This window comes from Streptococcus orisratti DSM 15617 (genome assembly GCF_000380105.1).
GTDB classification, from domain to species: domain Bacteria; phylum Bacillota; class Bacilli; order Lactobacillales; family Streptococcaceae; genus Streptococcus; species Streptococcus orisratti.
The window spans coordinates 43,527-61,599 of sequence record NZ_KB904451.1 but is presented as its reverse complement, the minus strand read 5'-3'; the positions used below and the strand labels follow the sequence as shown (position 1 = coordinate 61,599).

Here is an 18,073-nt window from a genome sequence, read left to right as displayed (position 1 = left end):
TTTGCTCCTTTCGCTTTACATTAGGCTTGAACACCTTTATTGTATCGCGTTTGGAGTTTTTTGGGTATAACCAGCGATGCGCACCCGCATAGCGGGTGGTTTATTTGTTTCGCACCTGCGGAGCGAAACGGACTGAAAGGTTGACATAAAATCAAAAAAGTCAGGTTAGCTGACTTTTTCTGGTTTTATTAATTCTTCTACAAGATAAATGACAATATTGGTAAGCAAGCTCAGTCCAACGGTTAGCAATATTCCCCAAAGAAGCTTAGGCATGCTCATGGTTCTTAGACCATCAAAGAGAATTGTTCCAAGCCCACCCGCATTGATAGTCGCCGCAATGGTCGCAATAGCTATGATAGAGTTTGCTGCGAGACGAATACCAGCGAAAATGGAGCGCTGTGCTAAAGGTAATTGCACCTTGGTCAATATCTGCCAACTAGTCATCCCCATACCTTTTGCTACCTCTAGGATACTACTGTCAATCTGAGTGAATCCTGCTAAAAAGGTTCTGACCAAAGTGTATTGTGCGTAGATAACTAAAACAATAATAGCCGTTGTTCTCCCTAATCCAGTTAAAGGAATGAGCAAGGCAAAAAGGGCAAAGGAGGGAATGGCATAGAAGAGGGACAAGACATATACTGACGCCTGTCTCAACTCTACACGAAAAAGTAATACAACCGTGACCAAGGCCGCTAGAATTAGAGCAAAGAGTAGGGAGAGCCCGCTAATTTCGATATGTTCAAGCAAAGCGGTTAGCAACTTGTCAGAAGATTTTTGAAAATACTCAATCACTGGCACTCCTCCATAAACTTTCTTGAGCCCTAGCAGTTTCCAAAAGGCGTTTAACAAAGTCATTTTGTGGATTTTTCAAAATCGCCTCTGGGCTGTCAAACTGGGCAATCTTTCCCTCATCCATAATCAACACCCGTGTTCCTAACTTAAAAGCTTCGTAAATATCATGTGTGATAAAAATAAAAGTTTTATCTTTAAGTTTTTGATGAATTCCCAAGAGCTGTTCTTGTAAATCACTTCGAGTGATAGCGTCAATAGCACCGAAAGGTTCGTCAAAAAGCATGACATCGGGATCTGCTGCTAAGGCACGCGCAACACCAACTCGCTGCTGCTGACCGCCCGAAAGTTCCTCTGGGTAACGTTTGGCATATTGGTCATACGGCAACTGCATCAGGTCTAGTAAATCCCGACTTCTCGCCACAATCTTCTCTTTTTCCCACCCGAGGATCTTAGGAACCGTTGCAATATTTTCTTCCACAGTCATATGTGGAAAAAGTCCTATTTGCTGCACAACATAACCAATTTTACGGCGTAAAGCTACCGCATCTAACGTTGAAACATCGTGCCCCTCAAAAAATATCGTGCCAGAAGTAGGTTCAATCAGACGATTAATCATCTTAAGCGTTGTGGTTTTACCAGAACCAGAAGTCCCCAAAATGGTGATAAATTCTCCCGCTTCAATATTAAGAGTCAGCTGATCAACGACCTTTTTTTGACCGTAAACTTTGCTAACCTTATTAAACTCAATGATATTTGTCATGTCAACTCTTTCTATTTTATTTCCTTATAAAATGCCTTAGCCACTTCTTCATAATCCTGACCATTAACGTCAACTTTGGCATTGAGTTGGGTAACCGTGGTTGTGTCTAACTTCGCTGAAACCTGATTAAGAATATCAGCCAAATCTGGATTAGCTTTTAAAACTTGGTCACAGACAACTGGTGCCAAATTATATGGTGGCCAAAATTGCTTATCATCTTCCAGTAAGGTGAACTTGTCCGTGTTAACCAGTTGCCCCTCAGTAGTGTAAGCAGGTGTCACATCGGCTTGATCATTTTCCAGAATAGAATATTTCAAGCTGTTGTCGTAGACTTGCGAAGATTTCCAAACAAAGTCACCATAGGTTTTAGACAAACCAGCCAAACCATCCTCGCGTTGGTCAAATTCTCCCTGTGAAGCAAACCGCAATTCACCAGCATGTTTTTGTAAATCTGAAATGGTTTTAATGCCTAATTTCTCAGCAACAGAAGTACGGATAACCAATCCCTGACTGTCATTAGCTTGAGCATAGTTTAACCATGTCACTTGGAATTTTTCCTCATAGGCCTTTTTCACCTTGTCATAAACCTTTTGCGGATCGGTTTCCATATCTGCTTTGAGAATGGATAGTAAGCCGGTTCCAGTATATTCAGGATAAAGATCAATTTCATCATTGATAAGGGAATTGTGGATCAAAGAACTGGAAATATTGGCCACACGTTCCACCTTATATCCTTTATCTTCCAAAGCCAATGCATAAATTTCAGCAACCACAAGATTTTCTGTAAAATCCTTGGAACCAATGCGGATAACTGAGTCAGTCTGCCTAGCTTGACTTTCCTTTTTACTATTACCTGCCCAGACAAAGGCTCCAACAATTACTAAAATAATGGCTAAAAGCGCCCCTAAAATCACTTTTTTATTCTTCATTTGTTTCTCCTCGTGATGCCTGTATCTCTTGGTCAATCGGTTTATCATGGCATCGAAAATAATCATACTGAGAAAAGATAGCAGAGCTACCGAACCGCCCCCTATCAACAATAAATCATAACGGTAAAGCCCCAGACCAGTGAAAATTAAATTTCCCAAGCCCCCAGCACCAATATAAGTAGCCAGACTAGCACTAGCAATAATCTCAACTAGAGCTAATTTAACGCCATTTAAAATGTGTGGCAACGCCAAGGGAAAAGTCACCTTTTTCAAAAGCTGCCAGTTGGTCATTCCAAGACCCACACCTGTTTCTACCAAGACGACCGGTACTTCATTGAAACCGACAATCGTATTCAGTAAAATTGGCGGTAAGCCCAGTACGACTAAAGCAATCAAAGCTGGAGTCTTACCAACTCCAATCAAGGGAATGAGTAGGAACAAAATTCCCAAGCTTGGAATAACACGCAACCCCTGAGTAAGAAGACTAGCGACTTGCTTCATTTTAGGTCTATTAGAGCTAAAGTAGCCCAAAGGAAATCCTATGACAAGGGCAATTAGTAGTGCCTGCCCACTCAAGCTAAGGTGTTCCAGTAAGGCTTGACTGTAAGCTCTGCCATTTCCCGAAAAATACTGAAAAATTTGCTCAATCATTCACCACGGCTCCCTCCAATAAAGACCGAAATTTCCGTGAGAAAGCCTCTGTAGTCACCAAAAGTAACTCTTGTTGTTCCAATGAAAGACTTTCCATGGTTTTCTCTTCAATACGATCCAATGGCTTAATCAACCGGTCAACTCTCTCTTGCCCCTCTTTACTCAATCGAACCAATTTTTTACGCTTGTCTGTTTGACTAGGTTCTAGGTAAAGCCAACCTTTTTCAAGATAATTTTTCACTACAGCCTGAACCACTTGCTTGCTTGAAAAAGTTCGCTTAGCAATCCATTCCTGAGTTATCCCGTTAGGATTATGATAAATCCACAAAAAAATCAAAAGACTCTTACCATTCATGCCATGTTTTCTTGCATAATTTTCAAATAAGGAAAACTGTTCATCGCGCAAACGTGCGTATTTTTTTGCATTTGTAACCACTCTTATTCCTCCTCATTCAAAACAATAACTTTCCCAAAGGCATGCGAACTTTCCAAATAAGCATGAGCTTGCTGAATGTCCTCAAGTTTAAAAATTTTCTCTGGACCAACTGCAACGTCATAGGTTTTGATAAAGTCAAACAGTTCCTGCAACTTGCTTTGAGTAATATTTCCAGATGCAAAGGTGGTTAAATAAACATTGTTCCACAGCTTTTCAATAGGGTCAAAATTCTCTAGATACCATTTACCTCCCAGCTGGCCTGTCGAACAGACAATGCCACCTTCTTGCAAATGGGCCAGTGAGTCCGAAATGGTTGCTGGACCAACCAATTCTAAAATCTTACTAAAGGTTTCTGCTGTCTGCAATTTACCATCCTTTTCCAGAATAACATCTGAAAATCCAGAAGCCAATAATGAATCTTTTTTGAACAAGTGACGAACCGAAGCAACGATATTCAAATTTGGAAATTGTCCTTTAGCCAATTTTACAAAGGCCTGTCCGACACCGCTTGCCCCCGCTCGGACCAAAACCTTATCACTTGCTTCAAGTTTAAGATTTTTCAAAGACCCAAAAGCCGTATAGTAGGTTTCGGGCACACTGGCAAAATCAGCCCATTCCAAGTCTGTATCAACAAGATAGAGAAACTTGTTGGGTACCAAGGCATATTCGGCATAACCACCATCATAGGCACGTCCAAGTTCTCCCATCATAGCGACCACACGTTGGCCTACTGAAAAGCAGTCAGGCTCACTTGTTTCCTCAATCACCCCCACCAATTCAATCCCTAAAATACGTGGGAAAGACACGCTAGGAGATAGCCCCTGACGCGTGAAAATCTCAGAATGGTTAATTCCAAATCCTTTAACCTTTACTAGACTCCAACCATCCTTAAGCTGGGGTTTATCGACATCTTTAATTTCTAAAACATCAACGCCACCTGGACGACTCACCACTACTGCTTTCATAGTCTCTCCTAAATTAGTCAAATATTTTTACCTTTTTAGTATAAACTATCTATTGTTAATAGTCAAATATTTTGACTAATTAAAACCAATAACTCATATTAGTGGTTTTCGAAGGTAAAAAATCCCCAAGTTACCCTTGGGGACTGACTTTAAGCAGCACTTTCTGTAAATTGACTGTTGTACAAATCGGCATAGAAACCTTTTTGTGTCATTAGTTCATCATGGTTACCTTGCTCAATGATATTACCATCTTTCATCACAAGGATTAAATCCGCATTGCGGATAGTTGACAGGCGATGAGCAATGACAAAGCTAGTACGCCCTTCCATCAACTTGTCCATAGCCTTTTGGATAAGTTCTTCGGTACGCGTATCTACAGATGATGTTGCTTCATCCAAGATAAGCAACGGAGCATCTTTCAAGAGAGCACGCGCAATGGTCAACAATTGCTTTTGACCGACCGATAAGGTGACAGAGTCATCCAGGTAGGTATCATAACCTTTCGGTAAGGTCTTAATGAAATGATGGACACCAACAGCTTTGGCTGCTGCCACAACCTGCTCATCTGTGATCTGCTTTTGATTATAAATCAAGTTCTCTTTGATGGTTCCTTCAAAGAGCCAAGTGTCCTGAAGTACCATTGAAAATTGATCATGCACTTCCTCACGTTTCATCAATCGTGTATCCACACCATCAATGGTAATGGTTCCTTTATCAATCTCATAAAACTTCATAAGCAAGTTAACAATGGTTGTTTTCCCAGCACCTGTTGGACCTACAACAGCTACTTTTTGACCTGGTTTGGCCACAGCAGAGAAATCATGGATAATGGTTTTATCTTTAGAATAACCAAAGAAGACATTGTCAAAAGCAACCTCACCCTTGACCTGTGTCAATTGCTGTGGTTTATGTGTTTCGTCTTCCATTTCATCTTCTTCAAGAAATTCAAAGACACGACTCATAGCAGCTGAAGCTGATTGTAGTTGGGTAAAGGCTTGCGCGATCTGAGATAATGGTTGTGAAAAGATACGAACGTAAGTCATAAAGGCAACAACATCACCCATGGTGATATCTCCGTCAATAACCTTGATGGCCCCAACCACACAAACCATAACATAACCAAAGTTCCCAACAAAAATCATCAAAGGCATCATAATTCCTGACAGGAATTGAGATTTCCACATAGATTGATAGAGGTTAGTATTAAGTTTTTTGAAGGCTTGACTGGTTTCTTCAGAGGCATTATAACTAGTAACTACATTGTGTCCAGAGTAAATTTCTTCTACATAGCCGTTAACCGCAGCAAGGTTATTTTGTTGACGTTTGAACAAAGGCTGTGAGGAACCCATGATGACTACAACCAGTACGAATCCCAAAAGAACAGATCCTATTGCGGTCAGAGCCATAGTGACATTTGAGTGAAACATCATGTAGATTGAGCCCAAAAGAAGCATGGTAGAGGTTACCAAAGTCCCCAAACTTTGGTTGAGGGATTGACCTAAGAGGTCAACGTCATTAGTCACTCGAGAAAGTGTGTCACCTTGGGAATGACTATCAAAATAGTTGAGTGGAACCTTGTTGATTTTAGTCTGAATAGCACGACGCAAACGTTGTGAAAAGCGCTGAATAATGGTTGCAACAGTAAAACTTTGTACATAGCCTACAATAGCAGCTATTGCATAAAGAATAGCTAAGTTCATGGCTACTTTTCCAACTTCTGTCAAATCTATTCCAGGAAAAGTGCCGTCAGAGGACATTTTTAAGCCATCAGTTATTAAGTTTGTAATTTCCTTTAGTTTATCTGGTCCAATAACTGTGATAATGGCAGAAATAATTGCCCCGATCACAGCAAGGATAAAAGGAAGTTGAAACCCTTTAATGTAAGGCTTCAATCGATTATAGAAAGATGTTTTTTCTTTATTTTCCATTTTCTAATTCCTCCTTAGAAAGTTGTGAGTAGGCAATTTCTTGGTAGACTGCATTGGAAGCAAGGAGTTCTTGGTGTGTTCCTTGTCCAACAACCTTACCCTCATCAAGAACTAAAATTTGATCAGCATCCATAATGGTTGAAATCCGCTGAGCAACGATCAATTTGGTCATGTCAGCTGTACGTTCTTTCAAGCGGGAACGTAAGATTCGGTCTGTTTTGTAATCAAGTGCTGAGAAGGAATCATCAAAGATGATAATTTCAGGTTTACGTGCTAAAGCACGGGCAATGGCCAAGCGCTGTTTCTGACCACCAGAGAAGTTTGAACCGCCTTGAGCAACTGGCGCTTTCAACTTACCTTCCTTCATCTCAATGAATGTTCTTCCTTGAGCTAAATCAAGAGCATCCCAGATTTTATCATCATCCAGTGGGGAATTGTTACTGATTCCCATGTCCATGTTAGAGGTAACATCGCCACTAAAGAGCACAGCTTTTTGCGGAATATAACCAACAATTTTATGAAGTGTATCGTGATCGTATTGGCGAACGTCCACACCATCAACCTTAATAGTACCTTCCGTCGCATCGTAGAAACGTGGTATGAGGTTAACCAAGGTTGATTTTCCAGAGCCTGTTGATCCGATGAACGCAATCGTTTGACCAGCTTTCGCTTTAAAGGAGACGTGTTCTAGGACTGCTTCTGAATTTTTGCTGTAGCGGAAGGAAACATTATCAAACTCAACAGAACCTTTTTCACTTGGTTGAGCCTGACTTTTATCGGGATAAGGTATTGACCCCTCAGTTTCCAAAACTTCGTTGACACGACCTGATGAAACAATGGCACGTGGCAAAATGAAGAAAACAGCAATCATCATCATAAAGCCCATGACAACTTGCATGGCGTACGATGAGTAAACAACCATATCTGAAAAAAGATTAACTTTATCCTTCATCGCTCCGGCAATCAAGGTTGGATCTTTGGGAATGGCAATATCTTCAATCAGGTGGGCTCCAATCCAATAAATGGCTAGAGTCAAACCACTAGAAATTGCTGTCATAACCGGGGACAACAAAGCCATGGAACGACCGATAAAGAGATTAAGATTAGTCACATCATCATTCGCTTTGGCAAATTTATCATCTTGGTAGGCTTCAGCATTATAAGCACGAACTACCCGGATACCTGATAAAGACTCACGAGTTACACTATTTAATTGGTCAGTCAATTTTTGAATGAGACGTTGCTTAGGCATAACTGCTATTAATAGGAAGAGAATCATTAAGAACATGACCGCAACAGCAACAATCAAGGCTAACAACCAGTCACCATTCTTATTGGCTATCTTAGTAATCGCCCAAATTGCCATAATCGGACCTTTTGTTACAACCTGAATCCCCATAGTAAAGACCAATTGAATTTGTGTAATATCGTTGGTCGTACGAGTCAATAAACTAGGAATTGAAAATTTCTTAATCTCAGCATCTGAGAAATTCAGAACGCTGTGGAAAATATCGTCACGCAGGCGAGTACTAAAACTTGCTGCTGTACGAGCTGCAAAAAAGCCAACAATAACCGAGGAAGCAAAACTGCCCAACGAGAGCAAAATCATGCGCATGCCCGGTGCATCAAAATTCCAAGCAAAGATATCCTTGGCTTTAGTTCCTTGTGTTGACAAAAGTTTGGTAATGTCAGACATATAATCTGGAATTTTTAAATCCAGAAAAACATTTAAGCAAACAAATGCAATGGCCAAGATAATCATGGTAACTTCTTTAGCATTCATTCGTTTTAAGATTTTTAACATGCACTACTCCTTGTAATATGTAAAAATAAGAAAGTCCTTGTCAGTCAATGGATTTTCGGTAAGCTCTCAGATTTGCCCGTAACTGCTCTGTGACTCGTAAAACAGTTTTAAGCTCCTCGACATCAATGTCTTTTAACAAGACAGACTGCATTTCATCATGAAAGACTTGCAGAGGTTTTATTTTTTGGCACCCCAATTCTGTCAAAACAATCTGCTTATAACGCTTATCTGTCCGAGATGGGATTGTCTTGACGAAACCATTTCGTGCCATGCGTTTAACAAGATTACTTGCGACAGACTTTGAAATGTGTAAATAATTTTCAATGTCTTTCACAAAAATTTCGGTATCTTTCTGTTTCGCTAGGAAAAATAAGACGCGACCTTGTGGTCCTGCAAGATGTTCAATACCATTTTTTTTAGCAAAAGTATCCGCTGCTTGTTCAAACTGAGTTAAGAGATTTTTAGCCTCCGCTATTGGATTTTCCACGACCTCACCTCCTGACAAATTGAGACTGTAGAAACCATTATAGTTCTCACGAGAACTATTGTCAAGAAAAAAGTTCTCAGGAGAACTAAAAAAACTGAACAATTCTGTCAGTTTTTTTAGTGAATCACTGGAGGCGTTAGCAAAGTGTCAATGACACTGATTTCTGGCGGTGCTAAGTGCTCCAAATCAGGCAGTTGTTTTTCAAGGTAAGTACGTAATTGATCAGCCTCTTTAGGACAGTGACGCAGACGAAAGCGACAATTCAAAATAGCTTTCTCCTGAATTGAAAAATACTCTGGTGCAAAATATAGCTGCTCTCCTTCACTTCCAAAAGTCGAAGAGTGAGCCGCTTTGATGTAGAATAAATTTTGGGAACTATATATCTATCTACACCAATCACAATATGTAGTGTTTCAGCAATATTAAAAAGGCGACTTCAACGTTTGGGTGTTCTTATTTATCTTTACACTTTTTGCTGAATACGCTGCATTTCTGCATAGCGACCGTTGAGTTGCATCAATTGGTCATGAGTTCCCCGCTCAACAATTTGACCAGCATCCAACACTAGAATTTGATCTGCATTTTGAATAGTCGATAGTCTGTGAGCAATAATAAAGGTTGTTCGCCCTTCTTTAACCACTTCCATGGCCTTTTGGATAATGTCCTCGGTTTCCGTGTCAATGTGAGAGGTCGCCTCATCCAAGATAAGAATTTTAGGATTAGCTATAAGCGTTCTAGCAAAGGCAATAAGCTGGCGCTCACCACTTGAAAAGGCAGCCCCCTTCTCAACAACAATCTCATCAATACCTCGTTCCAATTTAGCAAGCATTTCTCCTGCCCCGACCTTTTCCAGTGCTGCGATGATTTGCTCATCAGAAAATAGGTCACTATCCATTGTGACATTGGAAGCAATAGTTCCTGTAAATAAATAAGGATCTTGTAAAACAATACCCATCTGAGCACGCACACTCTCACGTGAAAACTCACGAATATTTTGTCCATCAATACTGATTGTACCTTCTTGTGGATCATAGAAACGATAGAGTAAGTTCATGATAGAAGACTTCCCAGAACCCGTATGACCGACTAGGGCAACCGTCTCCCCCTTATTAGCATGAATAGAAATATTCTTGAGTACCTGGTTTTGACCATCGTAGGCAAAACTAACATTGTCAAAGTCAACCACACCAGTAGTCACCTCAAGTTCATCCTGACTATCTGCTTCTGTCTCTTCATCAAGTAATTCCATAACACGACGACCTGTCGCCAGTGAGCGTTGAATATTTGGCAACTGACGCACTAACATTCCTAATAGATCAAAAAGGGTCGTCACATAGTTGATATAAATGAAAAGTCGACCTGCGGTAACACTCAAATTACCACCTAGAAACTGATAGCCAATAAAAGTCAAAACACCTGCAATCACCGTGTATTTAAGCAACTCAGTCAACGTCCACGATGCCGCAGAGTCCACCAGAACAATACGATTATCAGCATTTCTCATCTGACTGGCCACTTTGTCAAAATTTTCAAGAACGCTCCCCTCCTGATGGTAGAGCTGAATAATACTTGCACCATTCATGGTTTCATTGACCTGTGTATTGACTTCGCTTCTAGCATCGTAAAAATCCTTCATCGGTTTGTCCGTTGCTTTTTTATAAAGCACCTGCAGACCATAAAAAATAGGTACCAATAAGAGCAAAGCCATTCCCACCTTGATGTCCAAAGTCATTAAAATTCCATAAATAAAGATAACTTGCACCAAAGTAATGAAAATCTGTGACAAAAGTGTATTATAAAATTGATTTCGCAAGGTCTCCGTGTCGTTGACAATTCGTGTTGCAATCTTCCCCGCTGGCTTGTCATCAAAATATGAAATCGGCAAACATTGCATAACATCATAGGCTCGATTACGCAAATTTGTCACGATTTGATTAGCACAAGCAATCAAAATCCGAAAAGATCCGTAGCGCAGTACACCTGCTACCGCAAGCAAAGCAATATACATAGCAAGCTTTATCAAAAAATCAGCTTGATGCAAGACCAAACCATGTGAAACACCTGTCAAGTCATGATCAATAATATGCTGCAAAATCAAGGGAGCTAACTGATTGCCAGCTGTTGCCAACAACAAGGATAAGAGTCCCACAGCAAATAGCCTCCTAACAACTTTTAATTCTTTCACTAATTGTAAAATCGTAGCCATCTTACTCCTCCTCTCCTTGAGCCTGTTGGCGTTGATATTGCTCGTAATACCAGCCATTGGCTGCCAAGAGCTGTTCAGGCGTGCCTTCCTCGACAATTCGTCCCTCATCCAAAACAATCACCCAGTCAGCGTGGTTAACCGCAGACAAGCGGTGACTGACGATGATGTTGGTCTTACCTGCACGTTCTTTTTGGATATTTTGGATAATGCTGCGCTCTGTTCTCGCATCAACCGCTGATAGTGAATCATCTAATATCAACAACTGCGGCTTTCGGATAAAAGCTCGTGCGATTGAAATGCGCTGTTTCTGTCCACCCGAGATGGATACCCCACGTTCACCGATGGTTGTATCTATCCCCTTGTTCATTCGTATCACGTCCTCTGAAAATACCGCTGTCTCAATGGCAGTTAGAATATCATCCTGACTAGCGGCTACCTTCCCCATAGCGATGTTTTCACCTACTGTTCGCGAAAAGAGAATATGCTCTTGCGGCACATAACCAATTAAGGCTTCCAATGACTGACGAGAATAATCTGTCACTGCTCTGCCATTGACCTCAAAAATACCATGACCGACAGGATACTGACGTAAAAACTGACGCACAAAAGTTGTCTTACCCGACCCAGTCTTTCCGACCACACCAAGTGTTTGACCAGCTTTCAAGTTCAGCGAAATCGCTTTGAGACTATCCTGACTGGCCTGCGGGTAAACAAAACTATAATCCTTGAAGCTAATGTCTCTTAACTCTGTCAGTTCAAGATCCCCATCTTTTTCCATATCATCCCCTGTCTCAATCAATTCATTGATTTTATCAAAGGAAGTCTTACCTGTCTGGTAAACCAGGATGAAATCTGACATCATGGAGAATGGCTCTACTAAAGAGACAATGTAGAGTTGTAAGGCAACCACCTGTCCTAATGTCACCTGTCCTTTCTGCATAAAGAAAACACCAGAACCTAAAACTAAAACTGTGCTCAGCCCCAGCATGAAACTGAACATAGGCATATAAAGAGCACGGTAACGAGCAATATCATTCCAACGAGTAGCCAGTCCAGCCGTCTTTTGCGCAAAACGATTAGATTGATTCGCTTTTTTACTGTAGGCCCGAATGACACGAATGCCTTCAACTGTTTCTAAAACTTCATTACTAAGCTCAGAAATAGCTTCACGCGCCTCTTCCACCTTCTCATCCAGTGGTTTTGACACCCTGTAAGTCCCATAGGTCATAATAACAATAGGAATCATACCCAGAAGGGCAATTTGCCAAGAAATCATAAACATGACAGGAATGATAAATGCAATCATGCCACCCGCATAAAGTATAATCATCAGCCCATAACCCACCATCTCCTGTAGCATTTCCACGTCCGTTGAAAAACGAGTCATCATATCACCCGAACGAAATTTTTCATAAAATGGCGTCCGCATGGTAACTAACTTATAAAAAGCACGCTGTTGCATATCAAATTTAAAATGGATAGACTGCTGAAATAATTTTAAATGCCAAATAAAGGCAGTACCATAATTGACCAAGGTTGACAAAATCAAGAAACCTACCGTTAAAAGCAACCCTTTTTCAGTCAAATGATGACTACCAATAGCATCCACCAAACGTTGCACCACCTGAGTTGGAATTACCAAGGTCGCGTCATAAAGAATCAAGGTTACCGCAACTAGCAAGTAAACCCATTTATTCTTCCTAACATACTCTAAAACTAACTTAAACACAAAATTCCTCTTTCTATTCGTTCAAAAGCACACAAAAAGCCCGCAATAAGACTACCTTCCTACCGCGGGCTCATTTATATTGTTTTTTGGACAGCAAAAAACAAGCTAATTCAATCGGTCAGAAAGGAGTTTTTCAAAAAAGACAACTGTTCCATATTCTTTGTTGTTCATTTTTAGTTGCTCCTTTCTCTTAATCTACGCATAATGGTAACAAATTTCACAAAAGATGTAAAGGCTTTTTCAAAAATTTTTTAAGATTTATTACAAAGCCCCGTTAAGTCAAGTATAATAGGGCAAATTATTTCCATTCAAATGATAATACCTTCCAAATGGTCTATTTCATGTTGACAAATCTGTGCTGAAAATCCTGTCAAAGTCAAGCTACGCTTTTGCCAATATTTATCCCAAAAACTGACCTCAATTTGCTGATAGCGCAGCGTTTTTCTCGAACCAGTCAGAGACAAGCAAGACTCCTCAGTTTCAAATGGCAGTGATTTAGCTGTTATAATAGGATTAAACATGACAAGATTGACTAGTCCCATGTTCACAATAATAACACGCTTTTTCACACCAATCATATTAGCAGCCATACCAACACAGGCCTCCTTGTTTGCCTCAAGTGTGTCTTGCAAATCCTCAGCTAGGTACAAATCAGCCTTAGTCGCCTCAACAGATGGCTGGCTAAGAAAGAAGGTATCTTTTACAATTGATTTAATCATTTTTGCTCCAATAGTAATTCCATAATATCAAAATCAATAACTTGGCCATTAATTTCCATAAAATGCTTAAATGTTCCAAGTTTTTGAAAACCAAGGCTTTCATAGAGATGAATCGCTCGGTCATTATCAGATCGCACCTCAAGCGAGAGGACTTTTAAGCCTGATTGCTGCGCCACCGCAATCAATCGCGTTAACAATTGATGCCCAATTCCTTGATTCCAGTAAGCTCTTTTCACCGCAAGACCAACTTCTGCACGATGTGCCAATCGTTTTTTACGAAAAGCAATACAATTACACGTCCCTACTATCTCGCCAGTTTCTTCGGCTACTAAAAAATGTGATGTCTTAGATTTTTGAATCTCATCTAAAAACATTCCCTCATCTGCAACAGAAACACTCAAACCTTCCCCTCCGTAGGACAAATTATCGGTTTCTGAACCAACCTGCTGGCAAAATGCCAAAATAGCCTCGGCATCACTAGCCAAAGCATTCCTCACTATAACCATATCAAGCCCTCGTTTTCGCTAGAAACATTATAACAAAATAAATAAAACCTTGCTACCATGCTCTTTCTTTTATTCACCTTAAGATTTTTTGAAATCAAGAAGCTCCCGAAAATCTCATTTTTTTCCTTAACAAGCAAGAAGCTCCCATCAGATTGACCAGTAATTAGGCAGCTCCTTTCATTAATCTCTACACAACTTCATTTCGCTAAAAAAGATTATTGCTTTTTCCACCAACTTGCTGGAAAAAAGTTATCATCATCGAAGCATTTTTATCAGCTTTTCCTATCGTTACCTACATAAACCTTCGTACATTTTTTAGAATTTATCATCTAAATATCTTAAAATCAGATAATTTCCCAACCAAAACACGGTGCCATAAATGAGACCAACAAATGTAACCACTAAAAACCAGACGTATTTCCCATCTTGAAACCAATTATCAAGCCCACTAACTGATAAAGCAACTAGCATACTAACAACTGTAAAAAGGAGTTCATTGAGAATAAAACTCTGTTTTTTGTGAGCGATCCTTGGAGCCAATAAAACCAGAAAATAAATGAATTCAAGACAATCTAAAATCACGATAAGCAAGAGAATTTTCCAAAAACCTGATGGCAACAGGGTATCTGCTCCAAGTCTAAATATCACTGACCAGATGACAAAGAAAAGAATAAATTCAATGACAGCTACAACACTATATTTTTTTCTCATAGGTAAATTTTTTATGTTAATATCCAATCAAAATACAAGCACAGGAATAAATCTGTAGATAAACAAATACTCTGACAACTCAAAATTAGACTAGCTTCAATAGGCTAAGGAAAAACCATTGAAGGTCAGAAATAAAGCGAACATCGTTCATATCAACGAGTGCAGATAAAGCTATCTTCATTATATAGTCAAGACCATACAAACTTGATTTACAAAGAGTATAAAATATACAACTTCATTGTACCAAAAAAGAAGCCTCTCTAGGCTTCTTTGAATATTTTATTGAGAGGCAAAAGTTTATATTTCGTCTTACACGATACCTTGTGCTGACATTGCTTCAGCGACTTTAAGGAATCCAGCGATGTTGGCACCGACAACAAGATTGCCTTCTTGACCAAATTCTTTAGCAGCGGCAGCTGAATTTTCGTAGATACCTTTCATGATATCGTAAAGTTTAGCATCAACTTCTTCAAATGACCAAGGTGTACGTTGGCTGTTTTGTGCCATTTCAAGAGCTGAAACAGCTACACCACCAGCGTTTGCTGCTTTGGCAGGACCAAATGATACACCAGCATTCAAGAAGACATCAATCGCTTCAAGGGTTGAAGGCATGTTAGCTCCCTCAGAAACTGCGATAACACCATTGGCAACAAGTGTTTTCGCTTGCTCTTCATTGATTTCGTTTTGTGTTGCACATGGGAAAGCAAGCTCTGCTTTCACATCCCAAACTGATCCCTGACCTGCTGCAACAAACTTGGCATTTGGACGTGCTTCAGCATATTTGACGATGCGTTCACGTTTCACTTCCTTAATTTCTTTCAAAAGTTCAACATCAATGCCGTCTGGATCGTAAACATAACCTGATGAATCTGAAACAGTCACAGCTTTGGCACCAAGCGCATGCAATTTTTCAACAGCATAGATGGCAACATTACCTGCACCAGATACAAGCGCAATCTTACCTTCGAAGTTTTCACCACGAGCTTTAAGCATTTGCTCTGCGAAGTAAACCGCACCATAACCAGTTGCTTCGGTACGAGCAAGAGAACCACCCCAAGTCAAGCCTTTACCAGTGAGAACGCCTGTGTACTCGTTACGAAGGCGTTTGTATTGACCGTAAAGATAACCAATTTCACGACCACCAACACCGATATCCCCAGCAGGAACGTCAGTGTCTGCACCGATATGCTTGCTAAGTTCTGTCATAAAGCTTTGGCAGAAACGCATAATTTCATTATCTGATTTTCCTTTAGGATCAAAGTTTGAACCACCTTTACCACCACCAATCGGTTGACCAGTTAGTGAGTTTTTAAAGATTTGCTCAAATCCAAGGAATTTAATGATGGATTGGTTTACTGATGGGTGGAAACGAAGCCCACCTTTGTATGGACCGATAGCGGATGAAAACTGCACACGGAAACCGCGGTTAACTTGAACTTGACCTTTATCATCAACCCAAGGAACACGGAAAGAAACGATACGTTCTGGTTCAACTAGGCGTTCTAGAAGATTTTCTTCAATATATTTTGGATATTTATCGAAAACAGGGACGAGTGAGGCAAAGACTTCTTCAACGGCTTGAAGAAATTCAGCTTCGTGTCCGTTTTGTGCTTTTACTTTTTCAAAAACACTATCAACATACTGTTTACCTGTTGTCATATATATAAGTCCTCCGACAGAAAAATTTGCGTAATGATTATTACAAAGAATATTATAAATTTTCAGAATATTCTTGTCAAGTCTTTTCCTTGTTTTTACAATAATTTTTCATGTTATAAAATATTACATGATTTTACTCTTTTTTTATCCTTTAAACCTTCAATAATCCTGTAATTAAAACTTTAGGTAGTATTTCTGACTCTCCAATCTATAATCACTCTTTTAATCATAGCACCAAAACCATTAAACTGAGCAAGGAATTTTTAGCATACCATTTTATCATTAAACATCCTCCAAAAGTAGTTTTATCAACGAATAAGATACTACTATCACTGGGTCAGTTACAATAAAAATTACAGGATAAAGCGGTGAATATTTCCTACATAAGTACTTTCACCATTAAAATACCATTAAGAACACAAACTTTATAGTCTTATCCTCTATGCAGAAATGTGAACAAAAATTCAGAAAGTTCAAAAAAGTACTTTACATTTTCTGAAACCAATGTTATATTATATGACATAAAACAAAAAGGAGTTTTGCTTATGGATTCAGGTAGTATTGCTTTTATGCTGATTTGTTCAGCTCTCGTCTTTTTCATGACGCCAGGTTTAGCCTTCTTCTATGGAGGACTCGGTAGGCGTAAAAACGTCATTAACAATATGATGATGTGTATCGCTCCCATCGCCATTGCCAGTGTGATGTGGATTGTTTTAGGATATTCTTTATCTTTTGGAGGAGATGGAGACATTATCGGAAACTTTTCTCACCTCTTCTTTAATGGAGTTAGTGAGACAGCTAGTAGCAGAGGTTTAGACATCCCAGATGCATTGTTTGCCGCCTTCCAAATGATGTTTCCAATCATCACAGTAGCTATTTTAACAGGAGCAGCTGCTGGACGGATGCGTTTTACACCGCTATTAATTTTCATCGCAGCTTGGTTGCTGGTTGTTTACTTCCCTTTCGCTCACATGGTCTGGGATGAAGGACTTTTGGCCAAATGGGGAACTATTGACTTTGCTGGAGGCGATGTCGTCCATATTACTTCTGGGGTTTCTGGTTTGGTTTTAGCCATACTTTTGGGTAAACGTCGTGATTACGATCGCCTAGAATATCGCCCACATAATGTGCCTTTTGTTTTACTTGGTGCAGCTATACTTTGGTTTGGTTGGTTCGGTTTTAATGCTGGTTCTAGCTTGGGTGCTAATGGACTTGCTGTCCACGCTTTCTTAACAACCCATATCTCAGCCGCAGCCGCTATGTTTTCTTGGATGATGATTGAAAAATTCCAAACTGGAAAGATGTCTCTAGTTGGTGCTTCAACTGGTTTAGTTGCTGGTCTTGTTGCCATTACCCCTGGGACTGGTTTTGTCTCCCTATGGAGCTCACTCTTAATTGGTTTATTCGTTAGCCCATTTTGTTACTTTGCTATTTCTGTCTTAAAACGCCGTTTTGGTTATGATGATGCCCTTGATGCTTTTGGTTGTCACGGTATCGGAGGGATCTTCGGTGGTATTGTCACTGGGCTCTTCACTACACCAGATTTGGCTCTAGACAAGGGAAATATTGGTCTGATTTATGGTAATCCTCATCTTCTTATCGTAACTATTGTAGCTATCATCTTCACAATTGTCTGGTCTGCTGTAGCAACGTTTGTCATCATCAAAGTTATTAGTCTCTTTACCCCAATTCGCGTTACTGATCGCGCTGAAGCTATCGGACTTGATGACAGCGAGCACGAAGAAACTGCCTACCCTACATTTATGGGTCTAGATTCTTAAGAGAGGAGTT

The 18,073-nt window shown here is 40.0% G+C and carries 16 protein-coding genes and 1 pseudogene; 1 reads left to right on the top strand and 16 read right to left on the bottom strand.

The genetic code is table 11. The features are described 5' to 3' along the window. Positions 1-165: 165 nt before the first annotated feature. The 16 genes and pseudogenes from A3I7_RS0102005 to gdhA form a co-directional block, all read right to left on the bottom strand. Positions 166-792 carry an ABC transporter permease gene (locus A3I7_RS0102005; RefSeq protein ID WP_018375116.1) on the bottom strand — a complete coding sequence of 209 codons (627 nt, stop codon included), beginning with the start codon at positions 790-792 and terminating at the stop codon, positions 166-168. Further along, positions 785-1,552 carry an ABC transporter ATP-binding protein gene (locus tag A3I7_RS0102000; RefSeq protein ID WP_018375115.1) on the bottom strand — a complete coding sequence of 256 codons (768 nt, stop codon included), beginning with the start codon at positions 1,550-1,552 and terminating at the stop codon, positions 785-787. Before A3I7_RS0102000 ends, A3I7_RS0102005 begins: the two co-directional genes overlap by 8 nt. 11 nt (positions 1,553-1,563) lie before the next feature. After that, positions 1,564-2,481, bottom strand: a complete 918-nt coding sequence (locus A3I7_RS14410) for a glycine betaine ABC transporter substrate-binding protein (RefSeq protein ID WP_026217085.1) — start codon at positions 2,479-2,481, stop codon at positions 1,564-1,566. Positions 2,482-2,562: 81 nt separating this feature from the next. Continuing rightward, positions 2,563-2,982: pseudogene (locus A3I7_RS14405) on the bottom strand (ABC transporter permease); the annotation flags it as partial. 142 nt (positions 2,983-3,124) lie between these two features. After that, complete coding sequence (locus A3I7_RS0101990) at positions 3,125-3,568, bottom strand: MarR family transcriptional regulator (RefSeq protein WP_018375113.1); 444 nt, start codon at positions 3,566-3,568, stop codon at positions 3,125-3,127. Positions 3,569-3,570: 2 nt separating this feature from the next. Further along, positions 3,571-4,533: a zinc-binding dehydrogenase gene (locus tag A3I7_RS0101985; RefSeq protein ID WP_018375112.1), complete on the bottom strand. Its 963-nt coding sequence runs from the start codon at positions 4,531-4,533 to the stop codon at positions 3,571-3,573. Positions 4,534-4,682: 149 nt separating this feature from the next. After that, positions 4,683-6,461 carry an ABC transporter ATP-binding protein gene (locus A3I7_RS0101980; RefSeq protein ID WP_018375111.1) on the bottom strand — a complete coding sequence of 593 codons (1,779 nt, stop codon included), beginning with the start codon at positions 6,459-6,461 and terminating at the stop codon, positions 4,683-4,685. Beyond that, positions 6,451-8,265 (bottom strand): ABC transporter ATP-binding protein, encoded by a 1,815-nt coding sequence (locus A3I7_RS0101975; protein WP_018375110.1) that lies wholly within the window; start codon positions 8,263-8,265, stop codon positions 6,451-6,453. The genes A3I7_RS0101980 and A3I7_RS0101975 overlap by 11 nt, the downstream gene beginning before the upstream one ends. 40 nt (positions 8,266-8,305) lie before the next feature. After that, positions 8,306-8,752, bottom strand: a complete 447-nt coding sequence (locus A3I7_RS0101970; RefSeq protein ID WP_018375109.1) for a MarR family winged helix-turn-helix transcriptional regulator — start codon at positions 8,750-8,752, stop codon at positions 8,306-8,308. A 116-nt stretch (positions 8,753-8,868) separates the two neighbouring features. Then, the gene (locus A3I7_RS13940; protein ID WP_018375108.1) at positions 8,869-9,018 is read right to left on the bottom strand and encodes a hypothetical protein; all 150 of its coding nucleotides are present in this window, start codon (positions 9,016-9,018) and stop codon (positions 8,869-8,871) included. Between the two features lie 197 nt (positions 9,019-9,215). Beyond that, complete coding sequence (locus tag A3I7_RS0101960) at positions 9,216-10,958, bottom strand: ABC transporter ATP-binding protein (protein WP_018375107.1); 1,743 nt, start codon at positions 10,956-10,958, stop codon at positions 9,216-9,218. A gap of 1 nt (position 10,959) precedes the next feature. Beyond that, the gene (locus A3I7_RS0101955) at positions 10,960-12,687 is read right to left on the bottom strand and encodes an ABC transporter ATP-binding protein (RefSeq protein WP_018375106.1); all 1,728 of its coding nucleotides are present in this window, start codon (positions 12,685-12,687) and stop codon (positions 10,960-10,962) included. A gap of 308 nt (positions 12,688-12,995) precedes the next feature. Beyond that, positions 12,996-13,406, bottom strand: coding sequence for a peptide deformylase (locus A3I7_RS0101950; RefSeq protein WP_018375105.1), 411 nt, complete (start codon positions 13,404-13,406; stop codon positions 12,996-12,998). Beyond that, positions 13,403-13,912, bottom strand: coding sequence for a GNAT family N-acetyltransferase (locus A3I7_RS0101945; protein WP_018375104.1), 510 nt, complete (start codon positions 13,910-13,912; stop codon positions 13,403-13,405). The genes A3I7_RS0101950 and A3I7_RS0101945 overlap by 4 nt, the downstream gene beginning before the upstream one ends. Positions 13,913-14,227: 315 nt before the next feature. Continuing rightward, positions 14,228-14,623, bottom strand: a complete 396-nt coding sequence (locus A3I7_RS0101940) for a hypothetical protein (protein ID WP_018375103.1) — start codon at positions 14,621-14,623, stop codon at positions 14,228-14,230. Between the two features lie 309 nt (positions 14,624-14,932). After that, complete coding sequence (gdhA, locus tag A3I7_RS0101935; protein WP_018375102.1) at positions 14,933-16,282, bottom strand: NADP-specific glutamate dehydrogenase; 1,350 nt, start codon at positions 16,280-16,282, stop codon at positions 14,933-14,935. Between the two features lie 545 nt (positions 16,283-16,827). Here gdhA and A3I7_RS0101930 point away from each other — a divergent pair. Beyond that, positions 16,828-18,063 (top strand): ammonium transporter, encoded by a 1,236-nt coding sequence (locus A3I7_RS0101930; RefSeq protein ID WP_018375101.1) that lies wholly within the window; start codon positions 16,828-16,830, stop codon positions 18,061-18,063. Positions 18,064-18,073: the final 10 nt, after the last annotated feature.

What these genes read in the sequence shown, in the direction of transcription:
- A3I7_RS0102000 (WP_018375115.1), bottom strand. Translation starts at nt 1,552, where the DNA reads ATGACAAATATCATTGAGTTTAATAAGGTTAGCAAAGTTTACGGTCAA.
- A3I7_RS14410 (WP_026217085.1), bottom strand. Translation starts at nt 2,481, where the DNA reads ATGAAGAATAAAAAAGTGATTTTAGGGGCGCTTTTAGCCATTATTTTA.
- A3I7_RS0101985 (WP_018375112.1), bottom strand. Translation starts at nt 4,533, where the DNA reads ATGAAAGCAGTAGTGGTGAGTCGTCCAGGTGGCGTTGATGTTTTAGAA.
- A3I7_RS0101980 (WP_018375111.1), bottom strand. Translation starts at nt 6,461, where the DNA reads ATGGAAAATAAAGAAAAAACATCTTTCTATAATCGATTGAAGCCTTAC.
- A3I7_RS0101975 (WP_018375110.1), bottom strand. Translation starts at nt 8,265, where the DNA reads ATGTTAAAAATCTTAAAACGAATGAATGCTAAAGAAGTTACCATGATT.
- A3I7_RS0101960 (WP_018375107.1), bottom strand. Translation starts at nt 10,958, where the DNA reads ATGGCTACGATTTTACAATTAGTGAAAGAATTAAAAGTTGTTAGGAGG.
- A3I7_RS0101950 (WP_018375105.1), bottom strand. Translation starts at nt 13,406, where the DNA reads ATGATTAAATCAATTGTAAAAGATACCTTCTTTCTTAGCCAGCCATCT.
- A3I7_RS0101945 (WP_018375104.1), bottom strand. Translation starts at nt 13,912, where the DNA reads ATGGTTATAGTGAGGAATGCTTTGGCTAGTGATGCCGAGGCTATTTTG.
- A3I7_RS0101940 (WP_018375103.1), bottom strand. Translation starts at nt 14,623, where the DNA reads ATGAGAAAAAAATATAGTGTTGTAGCTGTCATTGAATTTATTCTTTTC.
- gdhA (WP_018375102.1), bottom strand. Translation starts at nt 16,282, where the DNA reads ATGACAACAGGTAAACAGTATGTTGATAGTGTTTTTGAAAAAGTAAAA.
- A3I7_RS0101930 (WP_018375101.1), top strand. Translation starts at nt 16,828, where the DNA reads ATGGATTCAGGTAGTATTGCTTTTATGCTGATTTGTTCAGCTCTCGTC.